The organism is Acinetobacter sp. YH12226, assembly GCF_013417805.1.
Taxonomy (GTDB): domain Bacteria; phylum Pseudomonadota; class Gammaproteobacteria; order Pseudomonadales; family Moraxellaceae; genus Acinetobacter.
This window is the reverse complement of record NZ_VPDG01000001.1, coordinates 1-23,054: the sequence shown is the minus strand read 5'-3', so window position 1 is coordinate 23,054 and position 23,054 is coordinate 1. Positions and strand designations below refer to the sequence as shown.

Here is a 23,054-nt window from a genome sequence, read left to right as displayed (position 1 = left end):
TACTTTCTTTTTGAGATTGAAATAGAAACGTACATTCAACAGGTGGGGAGCATGCGAAAAACTGCAAAAACTTGTTATAGTGGAGGCAAGTTTGGGGACTGATAATAATGAAATTTGACTTTGAAATTGATACGGCATGGTGTCTAGACCAACTCTTTAAAGACGGTAAAATCAGTGAACGCGACCGGATGCTGGTACAAACCACTCATCGGCAACGTGAACAACTAAAATGGCACCCTTTACAGTGGATTGCTAATTTTAATCTGGTCGATCAGTCCTATCCTCAAACAACACTGACTCTGAACCGTTTATGTCAGTGGCTGGCAGAAAAAACCGGATTGATGTTCTATATCATTGATCCGCTCAAAGCTGATGTACAGGCATTGACCCATGTCATGTCGCAGGAATATTCACTGCGCAACCGTATTCTGGCGGTAGAAATTCAGGCAGACAAAGTTCTGATTGCTACAGATCAGCCTTATAAAACTGAATGGATGTCGAATCTCGAGCAGAATATTGCACCAAAAAAAATACAACGGGTATTACTGAATCCAGAACAATTACAACGTTATATTACTGAATACTATCAAGTCAGTCGTGCAGTTAGTGGTTCACAAAAATCGTCTGCCTATGACCGGGAAAATAAGGGCGTCGAAGCCTTGCTGCAACTGGGCGATTCCCAGAATCCGGATGCCAATGACCAGCATATTGTCAAACTGGTGGACTGGGTGCTGCAATTTGCTTTTGAACAAGGTACCAGTGATATTCATATGGAACCACGTAAAGACACCGGCAAGATCCGTTTCCGGATTGATGGGGTGCTGCATACGATTTACAACATGCCGGCCAATACATTGACCGCCGTCATTTCCCGAATCAAGATTCTGGGCCGGATGAATGTGGCGGAAAAACGTAAGCCACAGGATGGCCGCCTGAAAACCCGGACACCTAAAGGACAGGAAACTGAACTGCGTCTGTCGACCTTGCCGACCGCCTTTGGTGAAAAACTGGTAATGCGTATTTTCGATCCGGAAGTGCTGGTGAGAAGTTTTCAGCAACTCGGTTTTGAAGGTCATCTGCTCAACGACTGGAACAATCTGACCAGTCATAGTCATGGCATTATTCTGGTGACCGGTCCGACCGGTTCCGGTAAAACTACTACGCTTTATTCAACTCTGAAGCAGCTGGCGACTGAACAGGTCAACGTCTGCACGATTGAAGATCCGATCGAGATGCTGGAACCTAGCTTTAACCAGATGCAGGTCAATAATGGTATTGATCTCGGTTTTGCTGACGGCGTGCGCGCACTAATGCGTCAGGACCCGGACATTATCATGGTTGGAGAAATTCGTGATCAGGACACTGCCAATATGGCGATTCAGGCAGCATTGACCGGTCACCTGGTTCTATCGACTTTACATACCAATGATGCGCCGTCGAGTCTGACCCGTCTGCATGATTTAGGCGTACAGCCATTTTTGACAGCAGCAACCATCTTGGGTGTTCTGGCTCAACGTTTGGTTCGTAAGCTGTGTCCGCACTGCAAACAGGAAAGTTTCCTGAACGAGCAGGAGTGGCAGCATCTGGCAGCCGATTATCCTTTGCCGCGACCGGAATTTGTCTTTAAGGCGGTAGGCTGTGAAGAATGCCGGCATACCGGCTATAAAGGCCGTATCGGGATTTATGAGTTTATGCCACTGAGTCTGACCACCAAACAGTTGATTGGTGCGGATGCTAACCTGAACCAGCTGCGTCAGCAGGCGAAAAAAGAAGGCGTAGAGCCGCTCAGAATTGCCGGGGCGCGCAAGATTCTGGAAGGTGTGACCACGCTTGAAGAAGTCCTGAGAGTGGTGCCCTTAAATTAATTTTGAAAATGAAGCAATCTTAAGATTCAATTCATCTTCGGCTGTTTTAATAGCATCATCGAAACAAGGCAAGACTTTAAAGAGGTAATTGCGATGAAAATGATGATAAATACGGTTTTGGCAGCTGCATTGATGGGTTCTATCGCGACGGCTACGATAGCAAGTAGCGACACTGCTGTGAATCAGGCTGCTTTTGCTAAATCGACCACAGTCAAACAGGCACTGGCCATGAAAGATGACAGCAAGGTTCAGCTTAAAGGTTATGTCGTGAAAGCAGTGGGTGATGAAAAATACCAGTTCCGCGACAGCACAGGTACTATAACTGTTGAGATTGATGATGAACTTTGGCAAGGCAAGCCGATTTCAGCCAAAACACCGGTGATCATCACAGGTGAAATCGACATTGATTATAAGCCGGCAAAACGTGTTGAAATTGAGGTTGATCAGGTTCGTTTCTAATATCGCCTGATTTGCTGCAGTCAGTTTGAACACAGCAACAAAAAACCACATGCAAGTTACCAAAAAGCATGTGGTTTTTTTGAGTCTGCTGCTTTTTCAAGGCAAGATAGAACAAGAAAGCAAACGGAGCAGAGTATGCGTATTCTTTTGGCGGAAGATGATCAGTCTCAGGCAGACAGTATCCAGACCTGGCTGGAAATGGACGGTTATGTGATTGACCGGGTAGAGCGCGGTGATCATGCGATCCTGGCGATTGAGCAGCATCAATATGATTGCATTTTGCTGGATCGTGGCCTGCCGAATGCCACTGGAGATGAGATTCTGAAAAGTTTGCGCAGCCAACAGCAGGATACGCCGGTGATTTTTATTACAGCCAAAGACAGTATTGATGACCGGGTCGAGGGGTTGGATCTGGGTGCCAATGACTATCTGGTGAAACCTTTTAGTCTGGAAGAACTTTCGGCCCGGGTTCGTGCCCAGCTCAGACAGAAGCAGCAAACACTCAATCATATCCTGCTCTGGCAGGATCTCAGTCTGGACACTCAAGCCAAAACCCTAACTAAAGAAGGTCAAGCTGTGAATCTGACTGCGAAAGAATTTCAGATTTTATACAAGCTGATGCAGCAGCCTGAACATATTGTCACCCGTGAACAGCTGGAAGAATCGCTGTATGCCTGGGGCGATGAAATTGAAAGTAATGCCATTGAAGTATTTATCTATCAGTTACGTAAAAAAATCGGCAGCCAGATGATTAAGACCATTCGCGGTTTGGGCTACCGCATGCATAAAGCTGAGGCTTAACCTCATGTCGGCTGCTATTTCCCTGCAAACCCGGCTGATTAAACATGCACTGTTCAGTTCCATCTTGGCTGGAATGTTGGCCTGGCTGCTGTTATTGGGAATTTCCAGTTATCAGGCCAGTCAGTTGCATGATGAATTAATGGAGCAGATTGCTGAGCTGTTACTCGGTGATGTCACCCAGGCCAAAGACGCCCAGGTGGATGAACTCAGTGAACAGTTTGATATCCAGTATGCCTTGTTGCTGGGCCAGCAGGTACTGACTACTTCGATTGATGATGAATTAATTAACACCATTCCAAAAGCACAGAACAACGGCTTTCAGTTTGCTTATGAAAATGGTCATTTTATCCGGATACTGACTGCGGAAGATGACGACCTTCAGGTCAAAATCGTACAGCCACTTTCAGTACGTTTCGATGAACTCTGGCAAACCACCTTGGGCTTTGCCGGGATCTTATTCATCTTATGGCTAGTGCAATGGCTGATTTTGCGTGTTGCGATCAGACGCCAGTTACGGCCATTAAACAAGATTTCCCGCGCGATTGGTTCCAAGACTGCTCAGGATCTGAGTCCTATTAAAACACCTGACCCTGAAATCACTGAACTGCAACCGATCATTCGTCAGCTGAATGCCATGCTCGGCCGGCTAGAAAAGTCACTGGCTGCCGAACAGCGTTTTACTGCAGATGCTTCGCATGAGCTGCGTTCGCCACTGTCTGCGATTCAAATGCGGCTACAGGTTTTAAAACGCAAATATCAAGATGATGCACAGCTCCCTCAGGCATTACAGTTGATCCAGAATGATGTCAACCGCGGTACGCAGGTACTGGAAAATTTACTTTTACTGGCACGACTCGATCCGGAGCGAACAGGGCAATTAGCAACGCAAACGATTAATCTTAAGAATCTGGTTCAGGAGGCTTTGCAGGCCTTGCAGCCTTTTGCAGAAGAAAAAGACATTCATTGGAATCTAAAACTTGAGGATGCTGTGATCGAAGCGAATCCAGAACTGATTTTTAGTTGTATTCGCAATCTGGTCGACAATGCGATCCGTTATACGCCGCAACAGGGACAGGTCGAGATCCGAACAGTTATTGAGCAGCATCAGATACAGTTACTGATTGAAAACTCAGGAGAGGGAATTGCTGATGAGGTACTGGAACGTTTAGGTGAACGTTTTTATCGGGCTTTGGGTACGCGAACTCAGGGTTCGGGTTTAGGCCTGTCCATTTGCCAGAAAATTATGGCACTGCATGCAGCTAAAATTGACTATGCGCCGTCGGACTTGGGTGGACTTAAAGTGTCATTGAGTTTTGAGCCTGATGGCAAAATCTCATGATTAGAAGATTAAAAAGCAGTATGCGCTGATTCATACTGCTGCTTCCCACGTTTGTTATTTTAGATTGTTTTAATTATTTGGTCAGAATAAGACGGTTGTTGCGGGTCAGGCGCAAGCGGTATTCTTCGCCGGCATGCATGATCCGGATTTCACGACCCAGTGCAAACAGATTGTTGGAGTGCAGCATTGGCAAGGCATGGTGAGTATCATTGTTACGGGTGAATAGGCTAAATGGGGCGTTCATTCCGTCGACTCCGTGGTGTGTTTTGGATTGATTTAAATGATAATCATTATCGAATAGATCTGTCAACGAAATATTGAGCAATTTATAAAAAACTCTAATTTGCTTACAATCTGTAAAACTTTACCGGTTCTGTACATCATGACTAAAGCTACAATTCATGTTGCAATTGCGCTTTTATTTTATCAAAATCAGGTTCTAGTCGGCTGGCGTGAGGCCAAGCAGCATCAGGGCAATAAATATGAATTTCCAGGCGGAAAAGTTGAACAGGGCGAATTACCAGTCGAAGCCTGCCGCCGCGAAGTGATTGAAGAGGTCGGGGTTGATATCGAACGCTGGCATGCTTCTGATTTTATCTCCCATGAATATGAAGATCTCATCGTCAATTTGCATATTTTCCATGCTTCAGTACAGCCTGCGCAACTGGCTGAAATCAAACAGCCTTGGCGCTGGTACAGCCGGGAAGAACTTGGTCAGTTGAATTTTCCGAAAGCCAATCAGTCCATGATTCAAAAGCTGCAATGGCCGCAGCGCATCAAGATTGCTGAAGATCTGGATATCTTATCAAGTCTAGATACAGATCAAATGTTGTATTGGCGCGTGGAAGCGACGCCTGAACGGATCATGCAATTACAGCAGTATCCGGTAGATCAACTCTCCAAGTTAATCATTAATCAGCAGCTTTGGTCACAACTGAATGAATTGCAGCAGCAGACGATTCGCACAATTCATCTAAAACAGACTCAATTGATGGACTTGAAACAAGGCGAATTGAAATCTGGTTATCGTTATCTGGCGGCTTGTCATGACCTGAGCGCTTTAATGCATGCAGAACAGATCGGTTGTGAAGCGGCTTTACTTAGTCCGGTACTGGCGACCGCAACGCATCCGGACACGCCTGCGCTAGGCTGGGAACAATTCAAGCAAATGGCAGAGCAGGTACAGATTCCGGTTTTTGCTTTGGGTGGAATGAAGGCTGATGAGCTTGAGTATGCAAAAAGCCAGCACGCTTATGGCATTGCCGGCATTCGCTATATTTAAATACTTTATTTATAAAATAAACTTTCTATTAGTAAGTCAGTTTCTATGGAAAATTATCTTAAAGTTTTTTGAGTGCCTGTTGGGCTTGCTGAATCGCTTTGGCATTTTTCCGCAACTGAGCAGATTTAAGGCGCACTTGCCAAAGCTGCTTTTTCATGGCACTAGATTGTGCATAACTCAGGCCACGTAAGGCAAAAGCATCGGCGCTTGCTGGCTGATTTTTACGGTTAGCAATCATACCCAAGTATAAATAGGTTTCCGGTGCCTGAGGGGCCAGTCGCTGTGCCTGAGTTGCAGACGCTTCAGCTTGAGCGAACTGCTGCTTGGTATAGGCCTGCTGGGTTTGCTGCATCAGACTCTTGAAAGCCGGCAGATTACGGCCATCATCAAACTTTTGGCTTTTCGGCTTCTGTTCAGGAATGACAATTTTCTGACGTTTGATGTCAGGACGGTCATAAGGCGTAATCACTACGCCATCTGGCATTTTTGCCTTAGGTTTTTCCACCGCAGGCTTGGCAGGGGTAACTGGCTTTTCTGGCTCAGATATACTTTGGCAGCCCACCAGACTGAGGATGAGCAAACCAGGGAGGATTTTTCTTAACATAAACATAGACTCAATTAATGGCTATAACTTCCACTGGCGATAATACGGGTTTCGCTCTCAAGATCGCGTTCTATTTCTGTTTCACTTTCTTGTATGTAGCGACTCATATCATCCTGTTCAGCATCAGATGGCGCAGGTTCTGAATCAATATCATAAGGTTCCGTCGCATAATGCGAGATGCCGCAGGCAGTCGCCTGATTTGGCAGGGCATGACGCGAAATCGGGATATACATGGCGCCTTCACAGCCTTGTGCAGACAATAAACCAGTATAACGATCCAGCCAATGCCATTCGATTTCATTCGGCTGTGGCAGATTCACCGGTTTCTGGCGCAACTGTTTCATGACATTGGTCCAAACGGGCAGGGCACCTGAAGAACCGGTTAAGCCAGTGACTTTGTTGTCATCCAGACCGAGCCAAACCACGGTCATATAATTACCTGAGTATCCGGCAAACCATGAGTCACGGCTGTCATTCGTAGTACCGGACTTACCAGCAAGATTCAGACTGCGTGGCAAGCTGTTATAGGCTGCACGACCTGTACCATTCGACATGACCTGTTGTAAGCCATAATTCAGGGCATAAGCAGAAGCCGGATCAATGGTCGGTTGCACACTCAGGCTATAACGATCCAGAGATCGACCGTTGGCATCCACCACAGAGCGAATCGCTTTGGTTGGGTATTTAAAGCCGCCTGTAGCAAAGTTGCCGTAAATATTCATTACTTCCATCGGGGACATATCTACCGCACCCAAGTAAATCGACGGATAAGATGGAATATCTGAAGTTACACCAAATTTTTTCAGATGATTAATAAAGGTAGACAGGCCAAATTCTTGTGCTAAACGCACAGTGGACAGGTTATAAGATTGCGATAAGGCTTGTGACATTGGAATGACACCATGTCCACGACCACTATAGTTTTTCGGTGTCCAGGTTTTGCCGTCACTCTTAATGCTGATTTCACTGTCTTCAATGGGGCTCGCCCAATGATAACGGTTCGATTCCAGGGCACTCAGGTAGATCACAGGCTTTAACAGGGATCCGACTTGACGTTTGGCATCGACTGCACGGTTAAAGCCGGTAAAATCTTGAGTAGAACCCACTGCGGCCACCAGTTCGCCATTTTCCGGATGCGATACCAATACTGCGCCCTGTAAATCTTTCAGGCGACCCGGATTGGATTTGCTTAAACGCGCCACCGTTTCTTTAAAACTGTCCTGAATTCGGGTTTGGGCTAAAGGATCTAAAGTGGTGAAAATTCGCAGACCCTGATTGGTCAGATCGGTTTCCTGATAATCTGTGCGTAATTGACGACGTACGATATCCAGAAAATCCGGGAAGCGGGCAGGGCCTAACGTCGGTTTTGAAATGACATTTAACGGACGTGCGGTTTCTTTTTCATATTGTTCCTGAGTCAGATAGCCCATCACCAGCATATTATTCAGGACGATATCACGGCGTTTTTTCGCACTTTCAGGATTACGCCATGGATTGTATAGACTCGGACCTTGGACTAAACCCACCAGAAATGCTTGCTGGGAAATATTCAGTTCACGCAGTGGCAGGCCAAAATAAAACTGCGATGCCAGACCATAACCATTAATGGAGTAGTTACCATTCTGGCCAAGATTTACCTCATTCAGATAAGCTTCCAGAATTTCATTCTTGTCATAATGCAATTCAATCAGCATTGCCATAAAGGCTTCATTCACTTTACGTTTTAAGGTGCGCTCAGGGGTCAAATAGAAATTTTTAACCAATTGCTGGGTCAATGTTGAACCACCCTGACGTTTACCACCGGTAATATTGCTGACCACGGCACGTGCAATACCACGCGGTGAAACCCCATGATGCTCATAGAACTTACGATCTTCGGTCGCGATCAGCGCTTCGATCAAGGGTTTAGGTACTTTATTTAGCTTGATCAGCACACGGTCTTCGTTATGCTGCGGATAAATCCCGCCTATTAATAAAGGTTCTAAACGCGCAATACCGCTTGAAGACGGTTTGGTTGCGCTGACTTCTGTAATCTGTTCACCGCTGAAACTGACTTTTAATATCTGTTCCGGTTCAACCCGGTCACCAAAATCAAAGCCACGTGTATGCACATACAGGGTATTACCCGTGGTGACAAAGTTACCTGATTTGGTATAACTATCCGAATTTTTATAACCGAGTAATTTTAATTCTTGTTGGAAATCCTGCAGGCTGACTGGGGCATTCACGTACACTTCCATCGGACGTGCGAAGACCTTGGCCGGAATATCCCAGCGTTGACCTTCAAACTTGTCGCGTACAATATTGTCTAATCTAATCAGATAGATACTAAATGCTACAAAGATAGAAATGACGATAATAGAAAAAATTAAGGCAAGAAACCCCATGCCACGTTCAGATTTCATAAATACTTATAAGATCCTGTGAAATTGTGCTAATCATGCGAAGCTTTTCATTATTTTGCAATATTTAATCAATAAATGCGCTTAAAATTAAAATGAAACCCCACAATTTCTCCTTAATTCGAATATATTTCAAATAATTTCCTACCTATGAATCACTGTTATAAATTGTCATCCAGGTATAGCTTAATGTTATGATAAGCAAGATTCGTAGCGGAGCGACGACACTGGTGCAAATTTCCCATAAGACCTTTCGAAATATCGGGTTAATAGGACGTCCTGATAAATCATCGGTGGTTGAAACCTTATGCCTTATTCACGATCATCTTCTCAATTTAGGCCTACATCCAGTTTTTGATGCAGCGACAGCTGAACTTGTTCCCTATCAAAATACCCAAACCGTCAGTCGTGCCTTATTGGGTGAGGTGGTGGATCTGGTGATTGTCGTGGGCGGTGACGGTTCGCTGTTACATGCAGCACGCGCCTTGGTCAAGTACAATACCCCGGTAATCGGCGTTAACCGTGGTCGTCTGGGTTTTTTAACGGATATCAAACCGACCGAAGTGATCTTCAAGCTGGATCAGGTATTAAAGGGTGACTTTCAGACTGAGCGACGTTTTTTACTCGAAGTCGAAATTCGCTCCAAAGGTGAAGTGATTTACGATGCCATTGCCCTAAATGATGTGGTGCTACATTCAGGGAAATCGGTACATATGATCGATTTTGAACTGAATATTGATGGACAATATGTTTATCGTCAGCACAGTGATGGCCTGATAGTCTCTACGCCGACTGGTTCTACGGCGTATGCACTTTCTGGTGGCGGCCCAATCGTACATCCAAGCATGGATGCGATTGCCTTGGTACCGATGCATCCGCATACCTTGTCTTCACGCCCGATTGTGGTCGGTGGACATAGTGAAATTAAATTACTGATTCGTGAAAATCGCGTACTGCCGATGGTTAGTGCGGATGGACAACACAGTGTGTCTTTGAATGTGGGTGATAGCGTCCATATTCGCAAGCATCCCTTTAAACTGAATCTTCTGCATCCACCGGGTTATGACTTTTATAATGCCTGTCGAACCAAACTGGGGTGGAATCAGGACTTTGATTATTTTAAGCAGGATTAAATCATGAATATTGAACAAATGCTTGCCGTACTCAATCCTGAGATTGTTGAACGCCTAAGAACAGCAGTCGAAATTGGAAAGTGGCCAAACGGTGTAGTCTTGACACCAGAACAACGTCAGACCTGTATGCAGGCAGTGTATGCCTGGGAAATGAAAAACCTGCCTGAAAATGAGCGCAGCGGTTATATCGATCGCGGTACTAAAGAAGAGGGTGAAGAGTGTGATGATGATCATCACAAGAATGAACCTGAATTCAAGCCGATTCGTTTTGTTTAAGGCTTAATTCCCAGCCAATAGCAATACAATTAAAAAAAGCATTGTTCATTCACTGAACAATGCTTTTTTCTTTTGCACAAGATTAAACCGTGTGGCGATTCGCCCATAAGATTTTGGCTTTTTGCATCGCAGCTTCAAAGCTGTCACACACGCCCATGGTATATAGCGCAATGCCCATAGTTTCTATCACTGCAATCTCGCCATAATCATGGCTTTGCTGACCGTCCCAGACAGCCTTAAATAGCGCCAGATCCAGTTCTTCTTCAATTGGACTGCGGTTGTCAGTGAGCTTTGGCAATTCATGCTCATAGAGCAGGCCATCTTTAATGCCACAGATGAGCGTTTTGGCATCCGGATTACGCTCGAATTCGCCCCCTTCACCTTTAATCACGGCACTATTTTTATAGCCCAAGCGGAAAGCCGCTTGCTGGTGCGAACCACGATAAGCCGGATGAAAAATCGCTTGCAGGGTCGCTTTAGCATTAAAGGGATTGATCAGGCGAGCCAGGGTATGAATCGGCGAACGTAGACCCATGACATTACGCAGGGCAATCAAGTCTGCCAAAATCGGAGAAATCACTTCTAGCGGGATATAAGCAAAATGCTGTTGTCGAAGCTGCTGTTCTACCTCGGCGTCATTTTGACAGATTGGATAGCCTAAGTAAGTCAGCACCTGTTCGGTGTAAACGCGGTTCATGGTATGACCCGAGGCACCATGCATCACAATATTATAACCATGCTTGGCCAGCGTCAGCGCTGCCAGAATAAACCATGGATAATGTTTGCGCTTGCCCGCATAGGACGACCAGTCCAGATCGACATCCAGTTTTTTGAAACTCAGCTGGTCACGTGTCGCCTGTACAAAACCGGCCAACTCATCTACAGATTCTTCCTTGACTCGCAATAACATCAAGAATGCACCTAACTGCACATCCAGCACTTCATTTTTCAAAATCATACTGAAGGCTTGATAGGCTTCATCATAGCAGAGAGAGCGGGCGCCATTTTTCCCTTTACCCACAATGCGTACATATTGGGCAAAGGGATGTTCGAAATCTTTATAAATATTTCTTTTGGTATTCATAACTTTTTACAGCTTGCAGAAAATATTAATGTCAAGGGAGAGGGTGAAAATCCATAAACATTTCAGTATACGTAAAACAATCAGTTAAATCTGATTATCGACTAATGTCTAATCTATTCTGGTTAAAACATAAACAAGCGCATAATAAGTTATGCACATTTAGTCTGAATATTCGGTAAAATTTAGGCAATTTTTAGAGTCTGTTTAATTTTTCTTAATCTCTTTCTCCCATTTAATACTTTGGTCTGATACTTGAGTGTCAGATTCAATGCATGGCTGATTATCATTTTTGAACATTCTCTTGAGCCTTTTGAGACTTGATCCGGTTCATCCTGAGAAGGGATGAAGAGGTCAGTATATTTCTCAAAATGGTCTTTCTTATTTTTGATATCGTTCAAGTAGATTTATTATGGCGAAACAACCAATTTATAAGTCACTGTATTTTCAAGTGATTGTGGCCATTATCGCAGGTATTCTGGTCGGGCATTTTTCGCCTAGTGGTACGCAAATTATCAATGGCGTAGAACAGCATGTCCCTGGCTTGGGCGAACAGCTTAAACCGCTTGGTGATGCATTTATCCGTCTGATTAAAATGATTATCGCACCTGTGATTTTCTGTACCGTGGTCAGCGGTATTGCAGGTATGGAAAGCATGAAATCAGTCGGTAAAACTGGTGGTGTGGCTTTACTTTACTTCGAGATCGTATCCACGATTGCTTTGGTCATCGGTCTGGTCGTGATTAACATCGTCAAGCCTGGTGTGGGCATGAACGTTGATCCTGCTTCACTGGATACCACTGGCATCAGTAAATATGTCGCTTCAGGTGAGTCACAATCGACTATCGACTTCCTGATGAACATCATTCCAAATACGGTTGTGGGCGCATTTGCAGAAGGCGAAATCCTGCAAGTTCTATTGTTCGCGATCATCTTTGGTTTTGCACTGCATAAGCTAGGTGATCAAGGCAAGCCAGTCCTGAAACTCATCGACCAGATTTCACATGTGTTTTTCAACATCGTGAACATGGTGATGAAACTTGCTCCAATTGGTGCATTTGGTGCAATGGCGTTTACAATTGGTAAATATGGTATTGGTTCTCTTGCTCAGCTGGCACAGTTGATCATTTGTTTCTATGTTACCTGCGTACTGTTTATTTTCATCGTATTGGGCTCAATTGCGCGTTTCGCAGGGTTCAGCATCATGAAGATGATCCGCCTGATTCGCGAAGAACTTCTGATTGTACTGGGGACGTCATCTTCAGAATCAGTACTGCCACGTATGTTGAAGAAACTGGAACTTGCCGGTGCAGAGAAGTCGGTGGTAGGTCTGGTGATTCCAACTGGTTATTCATTTAACCTGGATGGTACGTCGATTTACTTGACGATGGCTGCAATCTTTATTGCGCAAGCAACCAATACGCAACTTGACTTGTCTCATCAAATTACCCTGCTTCTGGTACTTCTGATCTCATCTAAGGGTGCGGCAGGCGTGACTGGTTCAGGCTTTATTGTGATGGCGGCAACTTTGGCTGCTGTAGGGAATATTCCTGTTGCAGGTCTGGCATTGATTCTCGGTATCGATCGTTTCATGTCTGAAGCTCGTGCCTTGACCAATCTGGTCGGTAACTCTTTGGCGACTTTAGTGGTTGCGAAATGGGTGGGCCAGTTAGATATGGACAAGCTGAACTATGCTTTAGCAAATCCTGCAGAAATTGACGAAAAAATGGCACAAGAAGGCAATAACGCTCACTAATTTTGAATCTGTCTTTCATGTCTAAAAGGGAAGCTTCGGCTTCCCTTTTTTATTGACTGTGAAGTTAGTAAAAAGATGAATGCCGGCACATGACAGGGAGCAGGAAAGTCGATAGTCTGTGAAAAGGAAACTAAAATGATAAACAACAAGGACAATAGAATGCTTGCCTACGATGCCGATCTAGAATTATTCCGCGATAATTTTAAACGCTTTATGAACGAACATGTCGCACCGTACTACGACCAGTGGGAACGTGAAGGTCTGATGCCGCGTTCAGTCTGGAATGCACTCGGTGAAAATGGCTTCTTGTGTGTCGATGTTCCAGAAGAATATGGTGGCTATGGGGTGCCGACCGATTATTCCTTGATGCTGATCGAAGAATCTGCACGTGCCGGATACAGTGCCATTGCCACAGGTCTGTCTTGTCATTCCGATATTGCAGCACCGTATATCCTGCATATTGGTACTGAAGAACAGAAAAAATACTGGTTACCAAAAATGGTCACCGGTGAAGTGGTCGGTGCGATTGGCATGACCGAGCCAGGTGCAGGTTCAGATTTGCAAGCCATGCGTACTAGTGCCATCTTGCAGGATGAATATTATCTGTTAAATGGCTCAAAAACCTTCATTTCCAATGGTCAGCATGCTGACTTGGTAGTGCTTGCGGTCAAAACCGATCCTCAAGCCCGAGCTAAAGGCGTTTCATTGCTACTGGTCGATACCCATCTGGAAGGCTTTAAAAAAGGCACTAATCTGGACAAGATTGGTCTGCATGCTCAGGATACGTCTGAACTGTTCTTCGACAATGTTAAAGTGCCAAAGGACCAATTACTGGGTCAGCCGGGACAGGGATTTGCTTACCTGATGCAGGAATTGCCACGTGAGCGTACCGCCATCGCTGCCACCGCTCTAGGCGCCATTCGTGGCTCGATCGATGTGACCACACAATATGTGAAAGAGCGTCAGGCTTTTGGTCAGGCGATCGGTCAATTCCAGAATACTCGTTTTGTGTTGGCGCAAGCGAAAATTGATGAATTGGCAACTGCAGCATTTTATAACCAGAATCTTGAGCTTTATATGCAAGGGAAGCTGGATGTAGAAACTGCAGCGGCATTGAAAAGTTTTTCTACCGATATGCAGATGAAAATCGCGGACAATCTCCTGCAATTATTTGGGGGTTATGGCTATATGACTGAATATCCAATTTCACGTTTCTTCGTTGATGCGCGGATCCAGCGGATTTATGGGGGTACTAATGAAATCATGAAAGAGATAGTGGCACGTGGTCTGTTAGGACGTTAATAGCTCACTCATAAAAAAAGAGTCCCGAAGGACTCTTTTTTATAGGGGGAGAACATAGCCAAGATGGGAAATATTTTTTAAGACTTTATGATTTTAAGACATCCAAACATTCATGAATAAAAATGGGTAAATCATTGGGTAGACGCGATGAAATCAACTGATTATTGTCATTCACCAGTTCTGCATCATAATACGTTCCACCGGCACGTTGTACGCGACTGGCATGCGCGCGAATACTGGTAATAATTCGATTTTTTAGTACATCCGCTTCGCACAGTAATAATGATGCATCACATAAACTAAAGATGGTTTTCTTGGCCTGGTTAAAAGCTTGGATAAATTGAAGCACCCGGAGATCGGTAGATAAAGAAACTGCAGATTCACCGCCAGGAATCAGCAAGGCATCAAAATCATCAATACTGATTTGTTCGATGTCCCGGTCAATCGTCACTGCAGAACAGCCATGCAGACCATAGACCACTTTTCCTGCATTAAACTCAATATTACAGATGCTATGCTTTGCTTCCAGCAAGGCTGCAACGGGTTCAAGATATTCCTGATCTTCAAAATTATTCGTCAAAAGTACAGCTATTCTTTTTGGCATGACTGACACCCAAACGCTTGTTTTAAGTTAGACTATCTATGATTGGTTAAAAAATCGTCTCTGCTTTGTAATTGAGTAGTGATTTAATGTAAAAAAATAAGTGAAATCAAAGAGAAGTCGATAAAAATGGGGTTACAGAGTGTGCATTTTATTGTGAAATCTATCTTAGATATGAATGGTTCAAAAATGACGTTTGAAAAGCAATTATTTTAATTTTCTTATGCTTAAAACCGCTATATAGATTAAGAAATAGTGATATTTCATCTTCCTTAAAATCAGTTAATATGGACAGGCAAAGTTTACAATTTAATAATGTAAATCAAGCAGAAAAGCTGAAGTAAATGTTACCAGATATGACCAAAAGCGATAAACGGTTAAAATCAACTGTATGTTTTTAAGACTTAATCTACCAATGTCATATTGCGTAACATTTGAAAGCTCACTATTGTTATACTGAACAGATAAGGTTTATGAAGGGCGACAGAACAATGATCAACGACGATCAAAACACCACGACTTCTCTTGATTTGGCAAAAATTCGTGAAGATATCGATTCTGTTGATCAGCAAATTCAGCAATTGATTAACCGTCGGGCACGTTTGGCTGAAGCTGTGGCAAAAGCAAAGTTTGCCTCAGAAGAGAATCCGCTGTTTTACCGTCCAGAACGTGAAGCTCAGGTTTTGCGTAATGTCATGGAACGTAATGAAGGGCCATTGTCTGATACCACCATGGCACGTCTGTTCCGTGAAATCATGTCGGCCTGTCTGGCACTCGAAGCGCCGCAAAGCATTGCGTTTCTAGGGCCAGTCGGGACTTATACCCATTCTGCGGTACTCAAGCACTTTGGTCATGATGCTGTGGTTCGTCCTTTACCGACCATTGATGAAGTTTTCCGTGACGTGGAAGCGGGCAGTGCCCATTATGGTCTGGTGCCGGTAGAAAATTCCTCTGAAGGCGTGGTTAACCATACTTTGGACTGTTTTAAAACATCGAACCTGAATGTGATTGGCGAAGTTGAATTACCGATTCACCATCAGTTCCTGATTTCTGAAAATACCCGTAAAGACAGCATCAAACAGATTTATGCGCATCAGCAGACTTTGGCACAGTGCCGTAAGTGGCTGGATGCGCATTATCCAGGCGTGGAACGTGTCGCTTTAAGCTCCAACGCAGAAGCAGCGCGCCGTATTCGTAATGAATGGCATTCTGCCGCGATTGCCTCTGAAATTGCTGCGAGCATTTATGATCTCGAAATCATGCATAGCAATATCGAGGATAATCCGGAAAATACCACACGCTTCCTGGTGATTGGCCGTGAAAAAGTGCCACAAAGCGGTAATGACAAGACTTCATTACTGATTTCAGCACATGATCGTGCCGGGGCTTTGCTGGAAATTCTGGCGCCATTTGCCAAGCATAATATCAGTCTGACCAGCATTGAAACCCGTCCTGCACTTCCTGAAAAATGGGCTTATGTGTTCTTCATTGATCTTGAAGGCCATATTGAGCAGGAACACGTGAAAGCAGCCATTGAAGAAATTCGTCCTTTGGTTAAAGAAGTTCGGGTGCTCGGTTCATATCCTGCAGCTGTACTTTAAGTCAGCTATACGTGGTCAGGGCGAGGGTGCTGACCACTGTTTTATACCTAAAATTGGAAGTCTAAAATGTCGTTTGTTCCAGCCAATTCAGGCATCTCAAAATTAAAGCCATATCAACCGGGTAAACCGATCAGTGAACTTGAGCGCGAGTTGGGGCTTACCGATATCGTCAAACTGGCTTCAAATGAAAATCCGCTGGGTTGTTCAGATAAAGTCAAAGAAGCGGTCGCTGCGGAAATTGCTGAAATTGGCCGTTATCCAGATGGTGGTGGTTTTATCCTGAAAGATCAGATCAAAACCCAGTTTGGTTTTAATCATGATCAGATTACCTTGGGGAATGGTTCAAACGACTTACTGGAAATGTTTGCCCGTGCATTCGTTTCAGAAAATGATTCGGTGGTGTATAGCCAGCATGCTTTTGCGGTTTATGCATTGGTAACTCAAGCCATTAATGCGCAAGCGATTGAAGTACCAGCTAAAGGCTTCTCGCATGACTTGGAAGCAATGGCGGCTGCCATTCAGGACAACACCAAACTCGTTTTCATTGCAAACCCGAATAATCCGACGGGAACCTGGTTCGAAGAAGCTGAATTTGAAGCGTTCATGCAAAAAGTTCCTGCCAATGTCATCGTGGTTCTGGATGAAGCCTATGTGGAATATTTCCCGGAAAACTTCAACAGCTTGAAATTCCTTGCGCAATATCCAAACCTGATCGTTAGCCGTACTTTGTCGAAGTGTTATGGTTTGGCTGCACTACGTGTTGGTTTTGCTCTGGCTTCAGTTGAAGTGACAGATTACCTGAACCGTATTCGTCAACCATTTAATGTCAACCATTTAGCGATGGTCGCTGCGGTGGCTGCACTGAAAGATGAAGACTTTATCGCGCGTTCTCGTGAAGTGAATAAAGCCGGTATGGCGCAACTTGAAGCTGGCTTTAAGGCTTTGGGTCTTAACTATGTGCCTTCACGTGCCAACTTTATTCTGGTAGATGTACAGGCAGACCCATCAGCAACCTTCAATGGTTTGCTCAAACAAGGGGTGATTGTGCGTCCGGTTGGTATTTCAAATCACATTCGCGTATCGATTGGTACTGAAGCAGAAAATGCGAAATTCTTGAGCGCATTGGCTAAAGTACTCGGTTTAGAGGCAAAAGCTTAAACCATGTCGCAGCCACTGTTTGAAAAAGTTGCATTTATCGGGCTTGGACTGATTGGTTCAAGTCTGGCGCGTGTCATTCGAGCCGAGCATTTGGCCAATGACATCGTTGCATCGACACGTTCACAAAAGACTTTGGAAGATGCTAAATCTCTTGGCCTGATTTCCGAAGGCTATGCCGATCCTGTAGAGGCGGTCAAAGGTGCTGATCTGGTAGTGCTTGCATTGCCGGTACGTGCCACGCAAAAGGTGTTGGAAGCCATTCAGCCTTATTTATCTCCCAATACCATTATTACTGATGTTGGTAGTACCAAAGGTAATGTGGTCGATGCAGCGAAAGCGGTTTTTGGCGATGAACTGCCTGAAGGTTTTGTACCGGGCCATCCGATTGCAGGTGCCGAGCATACTGGGGTACATGCAGGTAAAGTTGATTTATTTGCCAATCACAAAGTGATTTTGACGCCACTGCCAAGCAGTGCAAACTGGGCCGTCGATAAACTGATTCAGCTGTGGCAAGCGGCGAAAGCCGAAGTGATTTGCATGGATGTCGACAAGCACGATGAAGTGCTGGCGCATACCAGTCATCTTCCGCATCTTATGGCATTCAACTTGGTTGAACAATTGGCCAAGCGTGAAGACAATTTAGATATATTTCGTTATGCTGCGGGTGGTTTTCGGGATTTCTCGCGAATTGCCGCCAGCGATCCACAAATGTGGCATGACATCTTTTTTGCTAATAAAAAAGCAGTTCTGAATGCTGTTGATGGCTTTGAACAGCAGCTCGCGATTATCCGCAAATTGATTGAAGATGAAGATTCCCACGCATTGATGGGCTTATTGGGTCATGCGCAGGCAGCTCGCCAGCATTTCAACCATATGCTCGCCAAGAAACCTTTCATGGAGAAAAATAAAGTGACACAACAATTTACCATTCAGCCGGGTGCCAAGAAATTTCAGGGTAAATTTACCGTGCCAGGTGACAAATCTGTGTCACATCGCTCGATCATGTTTGGTGCGATTGCAGAAGGTACCACACATGTGACCGGCTTTTTGGAAGGTGAGGATGCTCTAGCGACACTGCAAGCTTTCCGTGATATGGGTGTGAGCATTGAAGGCCCTAAAAATGGTGAAGTGACCATTCATGGTGTTGGCATGCATGGCCTTAAAGTGCCACAGTCTGCCATTTATATGGGCAACTCGGGCACTTCAATGCGTTTGTTGTCGGGTATGCTGGCTGCACAAAAATTTGATTCAGTCATGACTGGTGACGCATCTTTATCCAAGCGTCCAATGGAGCGTATTGCCAAGCCTTTACGTGAAATGGGTGCGCAAATTCAGACCACAGGTGAACGCGGTACACCACCTGTATCCATCACCGGCAATCAAAACCTTAAAGGGATTCAGTACGATTTGCCAATGGCCTCTGCTCAGGTGAAATCAGGGATTCTACTTGCAGGTCTATGGGCGGAAGGTGAAACTTCGGTGACTGAACCAGAACCAACACGCGACCATACTGAACGTATGCTGCGTGCATTTGGTTATGAAGTGAAAACAGAAGGCAACCGAATTTCCCTGCAAGGTGGCGGCAAGTTAGTGGGTACCAATATTCAAGTGCCTTCAGATATTTCTTCAGCAGCCTTCTTTATGGTCGGTGCGGCCATTACTGAAAATTCGGACGTCACCCTTGAAGCGGTAGGCATTAACCCGACCCGTACTGGTGTGATCGAAATCCTCAAGCAAATGGGTGCGGACATTACAGTTGAAAACGAGCGTATTGCAGGCGGTGAACCGATTGCTGATATCCGTATTCGTGGTACACGTACATTAAAAGGGATTCATATGCCGGAAGATCAGGTGCCATTAGCAATTGATGAATTCCCGGCGCTATTCATTGCCGCTGCATGTGCTGAAGGTCAGACAATTTTGACCGGTGCTGCCGAGCTTCGCGTAAAAGAATCGGATCGTATTCAGGTCATGGCAGATGGTCTTCAAACCATGGGCATCGACTGTACCCCAACTGAAGATGGCATCATCATTGAAGGTAAGGGTAAGTCCGGTGACTGGTTGCCAATCTTTACGGGTGGTGAAATTGAATCGCATCACGATCACCGTATCGCGATGAGTTTTTCGATTGCCGGTTTGCGTAATTCGGAGCAGATCAAGATTGTCGGAACCGAAACGGTCGCAACCAGTTTCCCGACCTTCACAGAATTGACCTCAATCGCAGGACTGCCAATTCAAGTATCAGAATAATTTTTAAAATTATGTGAAACAGCCAAGCTTTTGCTTGGCTGTTTTGTTTATATTGCTTATGCTAAACCCATATAAGAAAAAAGCCATTTGGAAGTAGCGATGCGAAAATTAAAATTCATGGCCAATACCCAGAGCCAAACACCACGGGATGGTCAAGAAACCCAGGAATATGTAGCACATTTACTTGCCGAAAAATTAGGTAAATACGGTTTTCAGACCTTAAGCCAAAGTGGTGCTCAGGTTGCCGTCAGCGTAGAAGAACATGCGCTGCCTTTATCAGTGAGTTGCGAAACCAGAGATGAACAAGGGCATCTGGTCTGTGAGATTGCCTCATATCCTGAAGAAGAACAGGACTGGCTGGATCGTATCACCGAAAGAAGTTTGCTTAATCAGCTTGCACAGGCAGTGGAAACCTCTCTAAAAGAGCAGGAACGCTTTAGCGAGTTTGAATGGAAGAGCTAATTCAACAGACTCAATCAGCTTTGCCTACACTGCAAAGTAAACGCTTGATCCTGAATTGTTTTAAATCAGCCGATGCCAAAGAAACTTATGCTTCAATTACGCCGAGTTTGACACGTTTTATGGCGTGGGACCCACCACAATCTGAACAGGGATTTGCAACAGTCTGGCAAAATTGGCTGGAAAATATGACTGATTATAAAGAATATGTATTTGTTATCCGTCATATTGAAACACAAGAATTTATTGGGCTATGTGGTTTGCATCGACTTCATGATGAAATACCTGAAGTCGGTATTTGGATTCGTGAAACTGCACATGGTCATCATTATGGACATGAGGTAGTGCATTGTGTTGTGGCTTATGCTTTCAATACATTAGGGATTCAAGTTTTAAGCTACCCGGTAGCAGAAGAAAACTGGGCTAGCCGTAAAATTGCAGAACGCTTGGGCGGAAAAATTATCCGCTACATCGAGAAGCCTAAATATCGGGCTGTGATGTATGAAATTTTTGCAGAAGATTTTGTCTTTTAATAAAAAACCCATCATTTGATGGGTTTTTTTATTTAGCCAAGCGCTAAGTACCGGGTCATTGCGATCCGCAATTGCTTTAAATAGCCGGTAAAGAAGTGGTTGGCACCAGGTAATACGGTCACTAAATGGCGTTGTGGCTTTGCCCATTCAATCATATCTGAGAGCAAAGTTACTTCATCGGCTTCACCATGAATGAACAGGATGTCGCCTTTAATTGCAGGCGTAACATAATGGCGAATACCAGCCACTGTTGCAGTTGGCAGACCGCATAAAATGGTTTGCTTTGGTTGCAGTTCTACGGGTAAGGCTGCATAGCTTTTTGCCATGACATGCGCACCAAAACTAAAACCACCTGCATAAAAAGGCAGGGCAATATGCTGGTTGCGAGCGAACCGAATGACTTCTAATACATCATCCGTTTCACCGAAGCCCTCGTCGTGTATACCTTCACTTTGACCAGAACCACGGAAACTTGGACGATACACAATACAGCCACGTTCCAGATACATTTGTGCCAGTAAAACCGGAACCTTATGTTGTGGTGTACCGCCTTGCAATGGATGGGGGTGACAAACTACCGCGAATCCTTTCACTTCACCCTGAGGATAATCCACAAAAACTTCAATCTGACCCGCAGGCCCTTGAAGAAAAATTTGCTCGGGCATATAAAAACCGATGATTAACAGGAGAATCGTGCATTTTAACGATTATGGTGAATAAAAACATGAATTGGAATTAAAATAAGCAGACTGATATAGTTTGATTAATCATTTTTTGACCAGGTTGCCATGCTCGCTTTAATTTCTCCAGCCAAAACTCTCGATTACGATACTCCATTACCGACTGACCAATTTACTCAAGCGAGATTATTAGAACATTCACAGGACTTGATCAACGTTTGTCGCACACTTTCTGCAACAGAAATTTCCAGCTTAATGAGTGTTAGTGAAAAAATTGCCACTTTAAATACCGCACGTTTTAATGACTGGCAACCGGATTTTAATTTAGCCAATGCCCGTCAGGCGATTTTTGCATTTAAAGGCGATGTCTATACAGGTCTGGATGCCTATAGTTTAAAACATGAAGATCTGCACTATGCACAAGACCGTTTACGCATGTTGTCTGGATTATATGGACTCTTACGCCCCTTGGATTTGATGATGCCGTACCGTCTGGAAATGGGAACCAAATTGGCCAATTCCCGCGGGCATAATCTATATGAGTTCTGGGCTCATCACATTACTGATCTGATTAATCAGGATTTAACCGCAGCAAATTCTGAAATTCTGGTGAATATTGCTTCTGATGAATATTACAAATCAGTCAACGAGCGCAAAATTCAGGCAGACATTATCAAGCCGCTATTTCTGGATCAGAAAAATGGTAAATATAAAGTGATTAGTTTCTATGCCAAAAAAGCACGCGGTCTCATGGCGCGTTTTATGATTGAAAATAAAATTGATTGTGTCGAAGAGTTGAAAGCTTTTAATAGCGATGGCTATTATTTCGATGCAGACAGTTCACTTAAGGGAGAACTGGTGTTCAAACGTGATGAATAACTGAGTGCATAAATGAGATGATTCCCAGTATTCAGCATGAGGATATATATGCCGGATATTGGGATGTCGTTATTATGGTTAGGTTCTTGAACTATGTACATGCATGTGATGTGAGTAGGGAATAATAGACAGCATCATGACAACTATAAAATCTGTAATTCTTGAATATCAGGTAGAGCTTCAAGGTAATTAAAAATAAAAAATATCGCTAAACATCTTGAAATCCCTAGCAAAATCTCCCTTATTTAGATCATTTTATTCTAAAAATTAAAGTTGAGCATTCTTGGAAAAGGCCGATAAAATAAATCGAAATAATTTCTATTGAATAGGTTAGATTTCATTTATCTCCATATCTTAATTTTAAATAAACTTCTTTTAGGTGGTTTAAAAAATATATTAAATTCAATTATTTAGTTTTTTTTAAAAGGATTTTTAATAGGATCGATTTTTTGAAAAAAGAATTATAAATTAGGGTCTGTTGACATTTACTGTTCATAATTAACCCTATAAAGGTAGCGATAAAAATATACAGGCTAAAGCAACAGAACTTTGATAATTTCTTTTGAGCTTGTCATATCGAGTAGCTATTCCTC

The 23,054-nt window shown here is 44.1% G+C and carries 21 protein-coding genes and 1 pseudogene; 15 read left to right on the top strand and 7 right to left on the bottom strand.

The window, feature by feature from the left end:
* Nucleotides 1–107: 107 nt before the first annotated feature.
* From FTV08_RS00110 to FTV08_RS00095, 4 genes are all read left to right on the top strand, one after another.
* On the top strand, nucleotides 108–1,865 hold the full coding sequence (locus FTV08_RS00110) for a GspE/PulE family protein (RefSeq protein ID WP_180086154.1): 1,758 nt from the start codon (nucleotides 108–110) through the stop codon (nucleotides 1,863–1,865).
* A gap of 93 nt (nucleotides 1,866–1,958) precedes the next feature.
* Nucleotides 1,959–2,324, top strand: coding sequence for a NirD/YgiW/YdeI family stress tolerance protein (locus tag FTV08_RS00105; protein WP_004645581.1), 366 nt, complete (start codon nucleotides 1,959–1,961; stop codon nucleotides 2,322–2,324).
* A 135-nt stretch (nucleotides 2,325–2,459) separates the two neighbouring features.
* Nucleotides 2,460–3,125, top strand: a complete 666-nt coding sequence (locus FTV08_RS00100) for a response regulator transcription factor (RefSeq protein ID WP_180086152.1) — start codon at nucleotides 2,460–2,462, stop codon at nucleotides 3,123–3,125.
* 4 nt (nucleotides 3,126–3,129) lie between these two features.
* Nucleotides 3,130–4,464: a HAMP domain-containing sensor histidine kinase gene (locus FTV08_RS00095; RefSeq protein ID WP_180086150.1), complete on the top strand. Its 1,335-nt coding sequence runs from the start codon at nucleotides 3,130–3,132 to the stop codon at nucleotides 4,462–4,464.
* A 73-nt stretch (nucleotides 4,465–4,537) separates the two neighbouring features.
* On the opposite strand, the gene hemP is transcribed toward FTV08_RS00095, so the two are convergent.
* Nucleotides 4,538–4,708 carry a hemin uptake protein HemP gene (gene hemP, locus FTV08_RS00090; RefSeq protein ID WP_004645578.1) on the bottom strand — a complete coding sequence of 57 codons (171 nt, stop codon included), beginning with the start codon at nucleotides 4,706–4,708 and terminating at the stop codon, nucleotides 4,538–4,540.
* A gap of 138 nt (nucleotides 4,709–4,846) precedes the next feature.
* Between hemP and FTV08_RS00085 the strand changes: the two genes are divergently transcribed.
* A complete protein-coding gene (locus tag FTV08_RS00085) occupies nucleotides 4,847–5,746 on the top strand; it encodes an NUDIX domain-containing protein (RefSeq protein WP_180086148.1) in 900 nt (299 codons plus the stop codon).
* A gap of 58 nt (nucleotides 5,747–5,804) precedes the next feature.
* Here FTV08_RS00085 and FTV08_RS00080 read toward each other — a convergent pair whose 3' ends face one another.
* Complete coding sequence (locus FTV08_RS00080) at nucleotides 5,805–6,350, bottom strand: tetratricopeptide repeat protein (protein ID WP_180086146.1); 546 nt, start codon at nucleotides 6,348–6,350, stop codon at nucleotides 5,805–5,807.
* 14 nt (nucleotides 6,351–6,364) lie between these two features.
* On the bottom strand, nucleotides 6,365–8,755 hold the full coding sequence (mrcB, locus tag FTV08_RS00075; protein ID WP_180086144.1) for a penicillin-binding protein 1B: 2,391 nt from the start codon (nucleotides 8,753–8,755) through the stop codon (nucleotides 6,365–6,367).
* 191 nt (nucleotides 8,756–8,946) lie between these two features.
* On the opposite strand from mrcB, the gene FTV08_RS00070 reads away from it, so the two are divergent.
* Complete coding sequence (locus FTV08_RS00070; RefSeq protein ID WP_180086143.1) at nucleotides 8,947–9,885, top strand: NAD(+) kinase; 939 nt, start codon at nucleotides 8,947–8,949, stop codon at nucleotides 9,883–9,885.
* A 3-nt stretch (nucleotides 9,886–9,888) separates the two neighbouring features.
* Nucleotides 9,889–10,161: a YeaC family protein gene (locus FTV08_RS00065; protein WP_180086141.1), complete on the top strand. Its 273-nt coding sequence runs from the start codon at nucleotides 9,889–9,891 to the stop codon at nucleotides 10,159–10,161.
* An 82-nt stretch (nucleotides 10,162–10,243) separates the two neighbouring features.
* On the opposite strand, the gene FTV08_RS00060 is transcribed toward FTV08_RS00065, so the two are convergent.
* Complete coding sequence (locus tag FTV08_RS00060) at nucleotides 10,244–11,245, bottom strand: glycosyl transferase family protein (protein WP_180086139.1); 1,002 nt, start codon at nucleotides 11,243–11,245, stop codon at nucleotides 10,244–10,246.
* Between the two features lie 409 nt (nucleotides 11,246–11,654).
* On the opposite strand from FTV08_RS00060, the gene FTV08_RS00055 reads away from it, so the two are divergent.
* Nucleotides 11,655–12,998, top strand: coding sequence for a dicarboxylate/amino acid:cation symporter (locus FTV08_RS00055; RefSeq protein ID WP_004731608.1), 1,344 nt, complete (start codon nucleotides 11,655–11,657; stop codon nucleotides 12,996–12,998).
* A gap of 159 nt (nucleotides 12,999–13,157) precedes the next feature.
* Nucleotides 13,158–14,300 carry an acyl-CoA dehydrogenase family protein gene (locus FTV08_RS00050; RefSeq protein ID WP_114541957.1) on the top strand — a complete coding sequence of 381 codons (1,143 nt, stop codon included), beginning with the start codon at nucleotides 13,158–13,160 and terminating at the stop codon, nucleotides 14,298–14,300.
* 85 nt (nucleotides 14,301–14,385) lie between these two features.
* Here the strand turns inward: FTV08_RS00050 and FTV08_RS00045 are convergent, their stop codons facing one another.
* Nucleotides 14,386–14,904: a DJ-1/PfpI family protein gene (locus tag FTV08_RS00045; protein WP_180086137.1), complete on the bottom strand. Its 519-nt coding sequence runs from the start codon at nucleotides 14,902–14,904 to the stop codon at nucleotides 14,386–14,388.
* Nucleotides 14,905–15,392: 488 nt separating this feature from the next.
* Between FTV08_RS00045 and pheA the strand changes: the two genes are divergently transcribed.
* The 5 genes from pheA to FTV08_RS00020 all read left to right on the top strand — a co-directional run bounded on the left by pheA (nucleotide 15,393) and on the right by FTV08_RS00020 (nucleotide 20,902).
* Nucleotides 15,393–16,502 carry a prephenate dehydratase gene (pheA, locus tag FTV08_RS00040; protein ID WP_004645570.1) on the top strand — a complete coding sequence of 370 codons (1,110 nt, stop codon included), beginning with the start codon at nucleotides 15,393–15,395 and terminating at the stop codon, nucleotides 16,500–16,502.
* A gap of 66 nt (nucleotides 16,503–16,568) precedes the next feature.
* The gene (gene hisC, locus FTV08_RS00035) at nucleotides 16,569–17,660 is read left to right on the top strand and encodes a histidinol-phosphate transaminase (RefSeq protein WP_004645569.1); all 1,092 of its coding nucleotides are present in this window, start codon (nucleotides 16,569–16,571) and stop codon (nucleotides 17,658–17,660) included.
* A 3-nt stretch (nucleotides 17,661–17,663) separates the two neighbouring features.
* Nucleotides 17,664–19,910: a bifunctional prephenate dehydrogenase/3-phosphoshikimate 1-carboxyvinyltransferase gene (locus FTV08_RS00030; RefSeq protein ID WP_180086135.1), complete on the top strand. Its 2,247-nt coding sequence runs from the start codon at nucleotides 17,664–17,666 to the stop codon at nucleotides 19,908–19,910.
* A 99-nt stretch (nucleotides 19,911–20,009) separates the two neighbouring features.
* The gene (locus tag FTV08_RS00025; RefSeq protein ID WP_004278984.1) at nucleotides 20,010–20,372 is read left to right on the top strand and encodes a hypothetical protein; all 363 of its coding nucleotides are present in this window, start codon (nucleotides 20,010–20,012) and stop codon (nucleotides 20,370–20,372) included.
* Nucleotides 20,360–20,902, top strand: a complete 543-nt coding sequence (locus FTV08_RS00020; RefSeq protein ID WP_180086133.1) for a GNAT family N-acetyltransferase — start codon at nucleotides 20,360–20,362, stop codon at nucleotides 20,900–20,902. Before FTV08_RS00025 ends, FTV08_RS00020 begins: the two co-directional genes overlap by 13 nt.
* 32 nt (nucleotides 20,903–20,934) lie before the next feature.
* Here FTV08_RS00020 and FTV08_RS00015 read toward each other — a convergent pair whose 3' ends face one another.
* Nucleotides 20,935–21,567, bottom strand: coding sequence for an alpha/beta hydrolase (locus tag FTV08_RS00015; protein WP_004645565.1), 633 nt, complete (start codon nucleotides 21,565–21,567; stop codon nucleotides 20,935–20,937).
* 123 nt (nucleotides 21,568–21,690) lie between these two features.
* Here FTV08_RS00015 and yaaA point away from each other — a divergent pair, with 123 nt between their 5' ends.
* A complete protein-coding gene (gene yaaA, locus FTV08_RS00010; protein ID WP_180086132.1) occupies nucleotides 21,691–22,461 on the top strand; it encodes a peroxide stress protein YaaA in 771 nt (256 codons plus the stop codon).
* Nucleotides 22,462–22,965: 504 nt separating this feature from the next.
* Here yaaA and FTV08_RS00005 read toward each other — a convergent pair.
* Nucleotides 22,966–23,054, bottom strand: a pseudogene (locus FTV08_RS00005) (IS5/IS1182 family transposase); the annotation flags it as partial.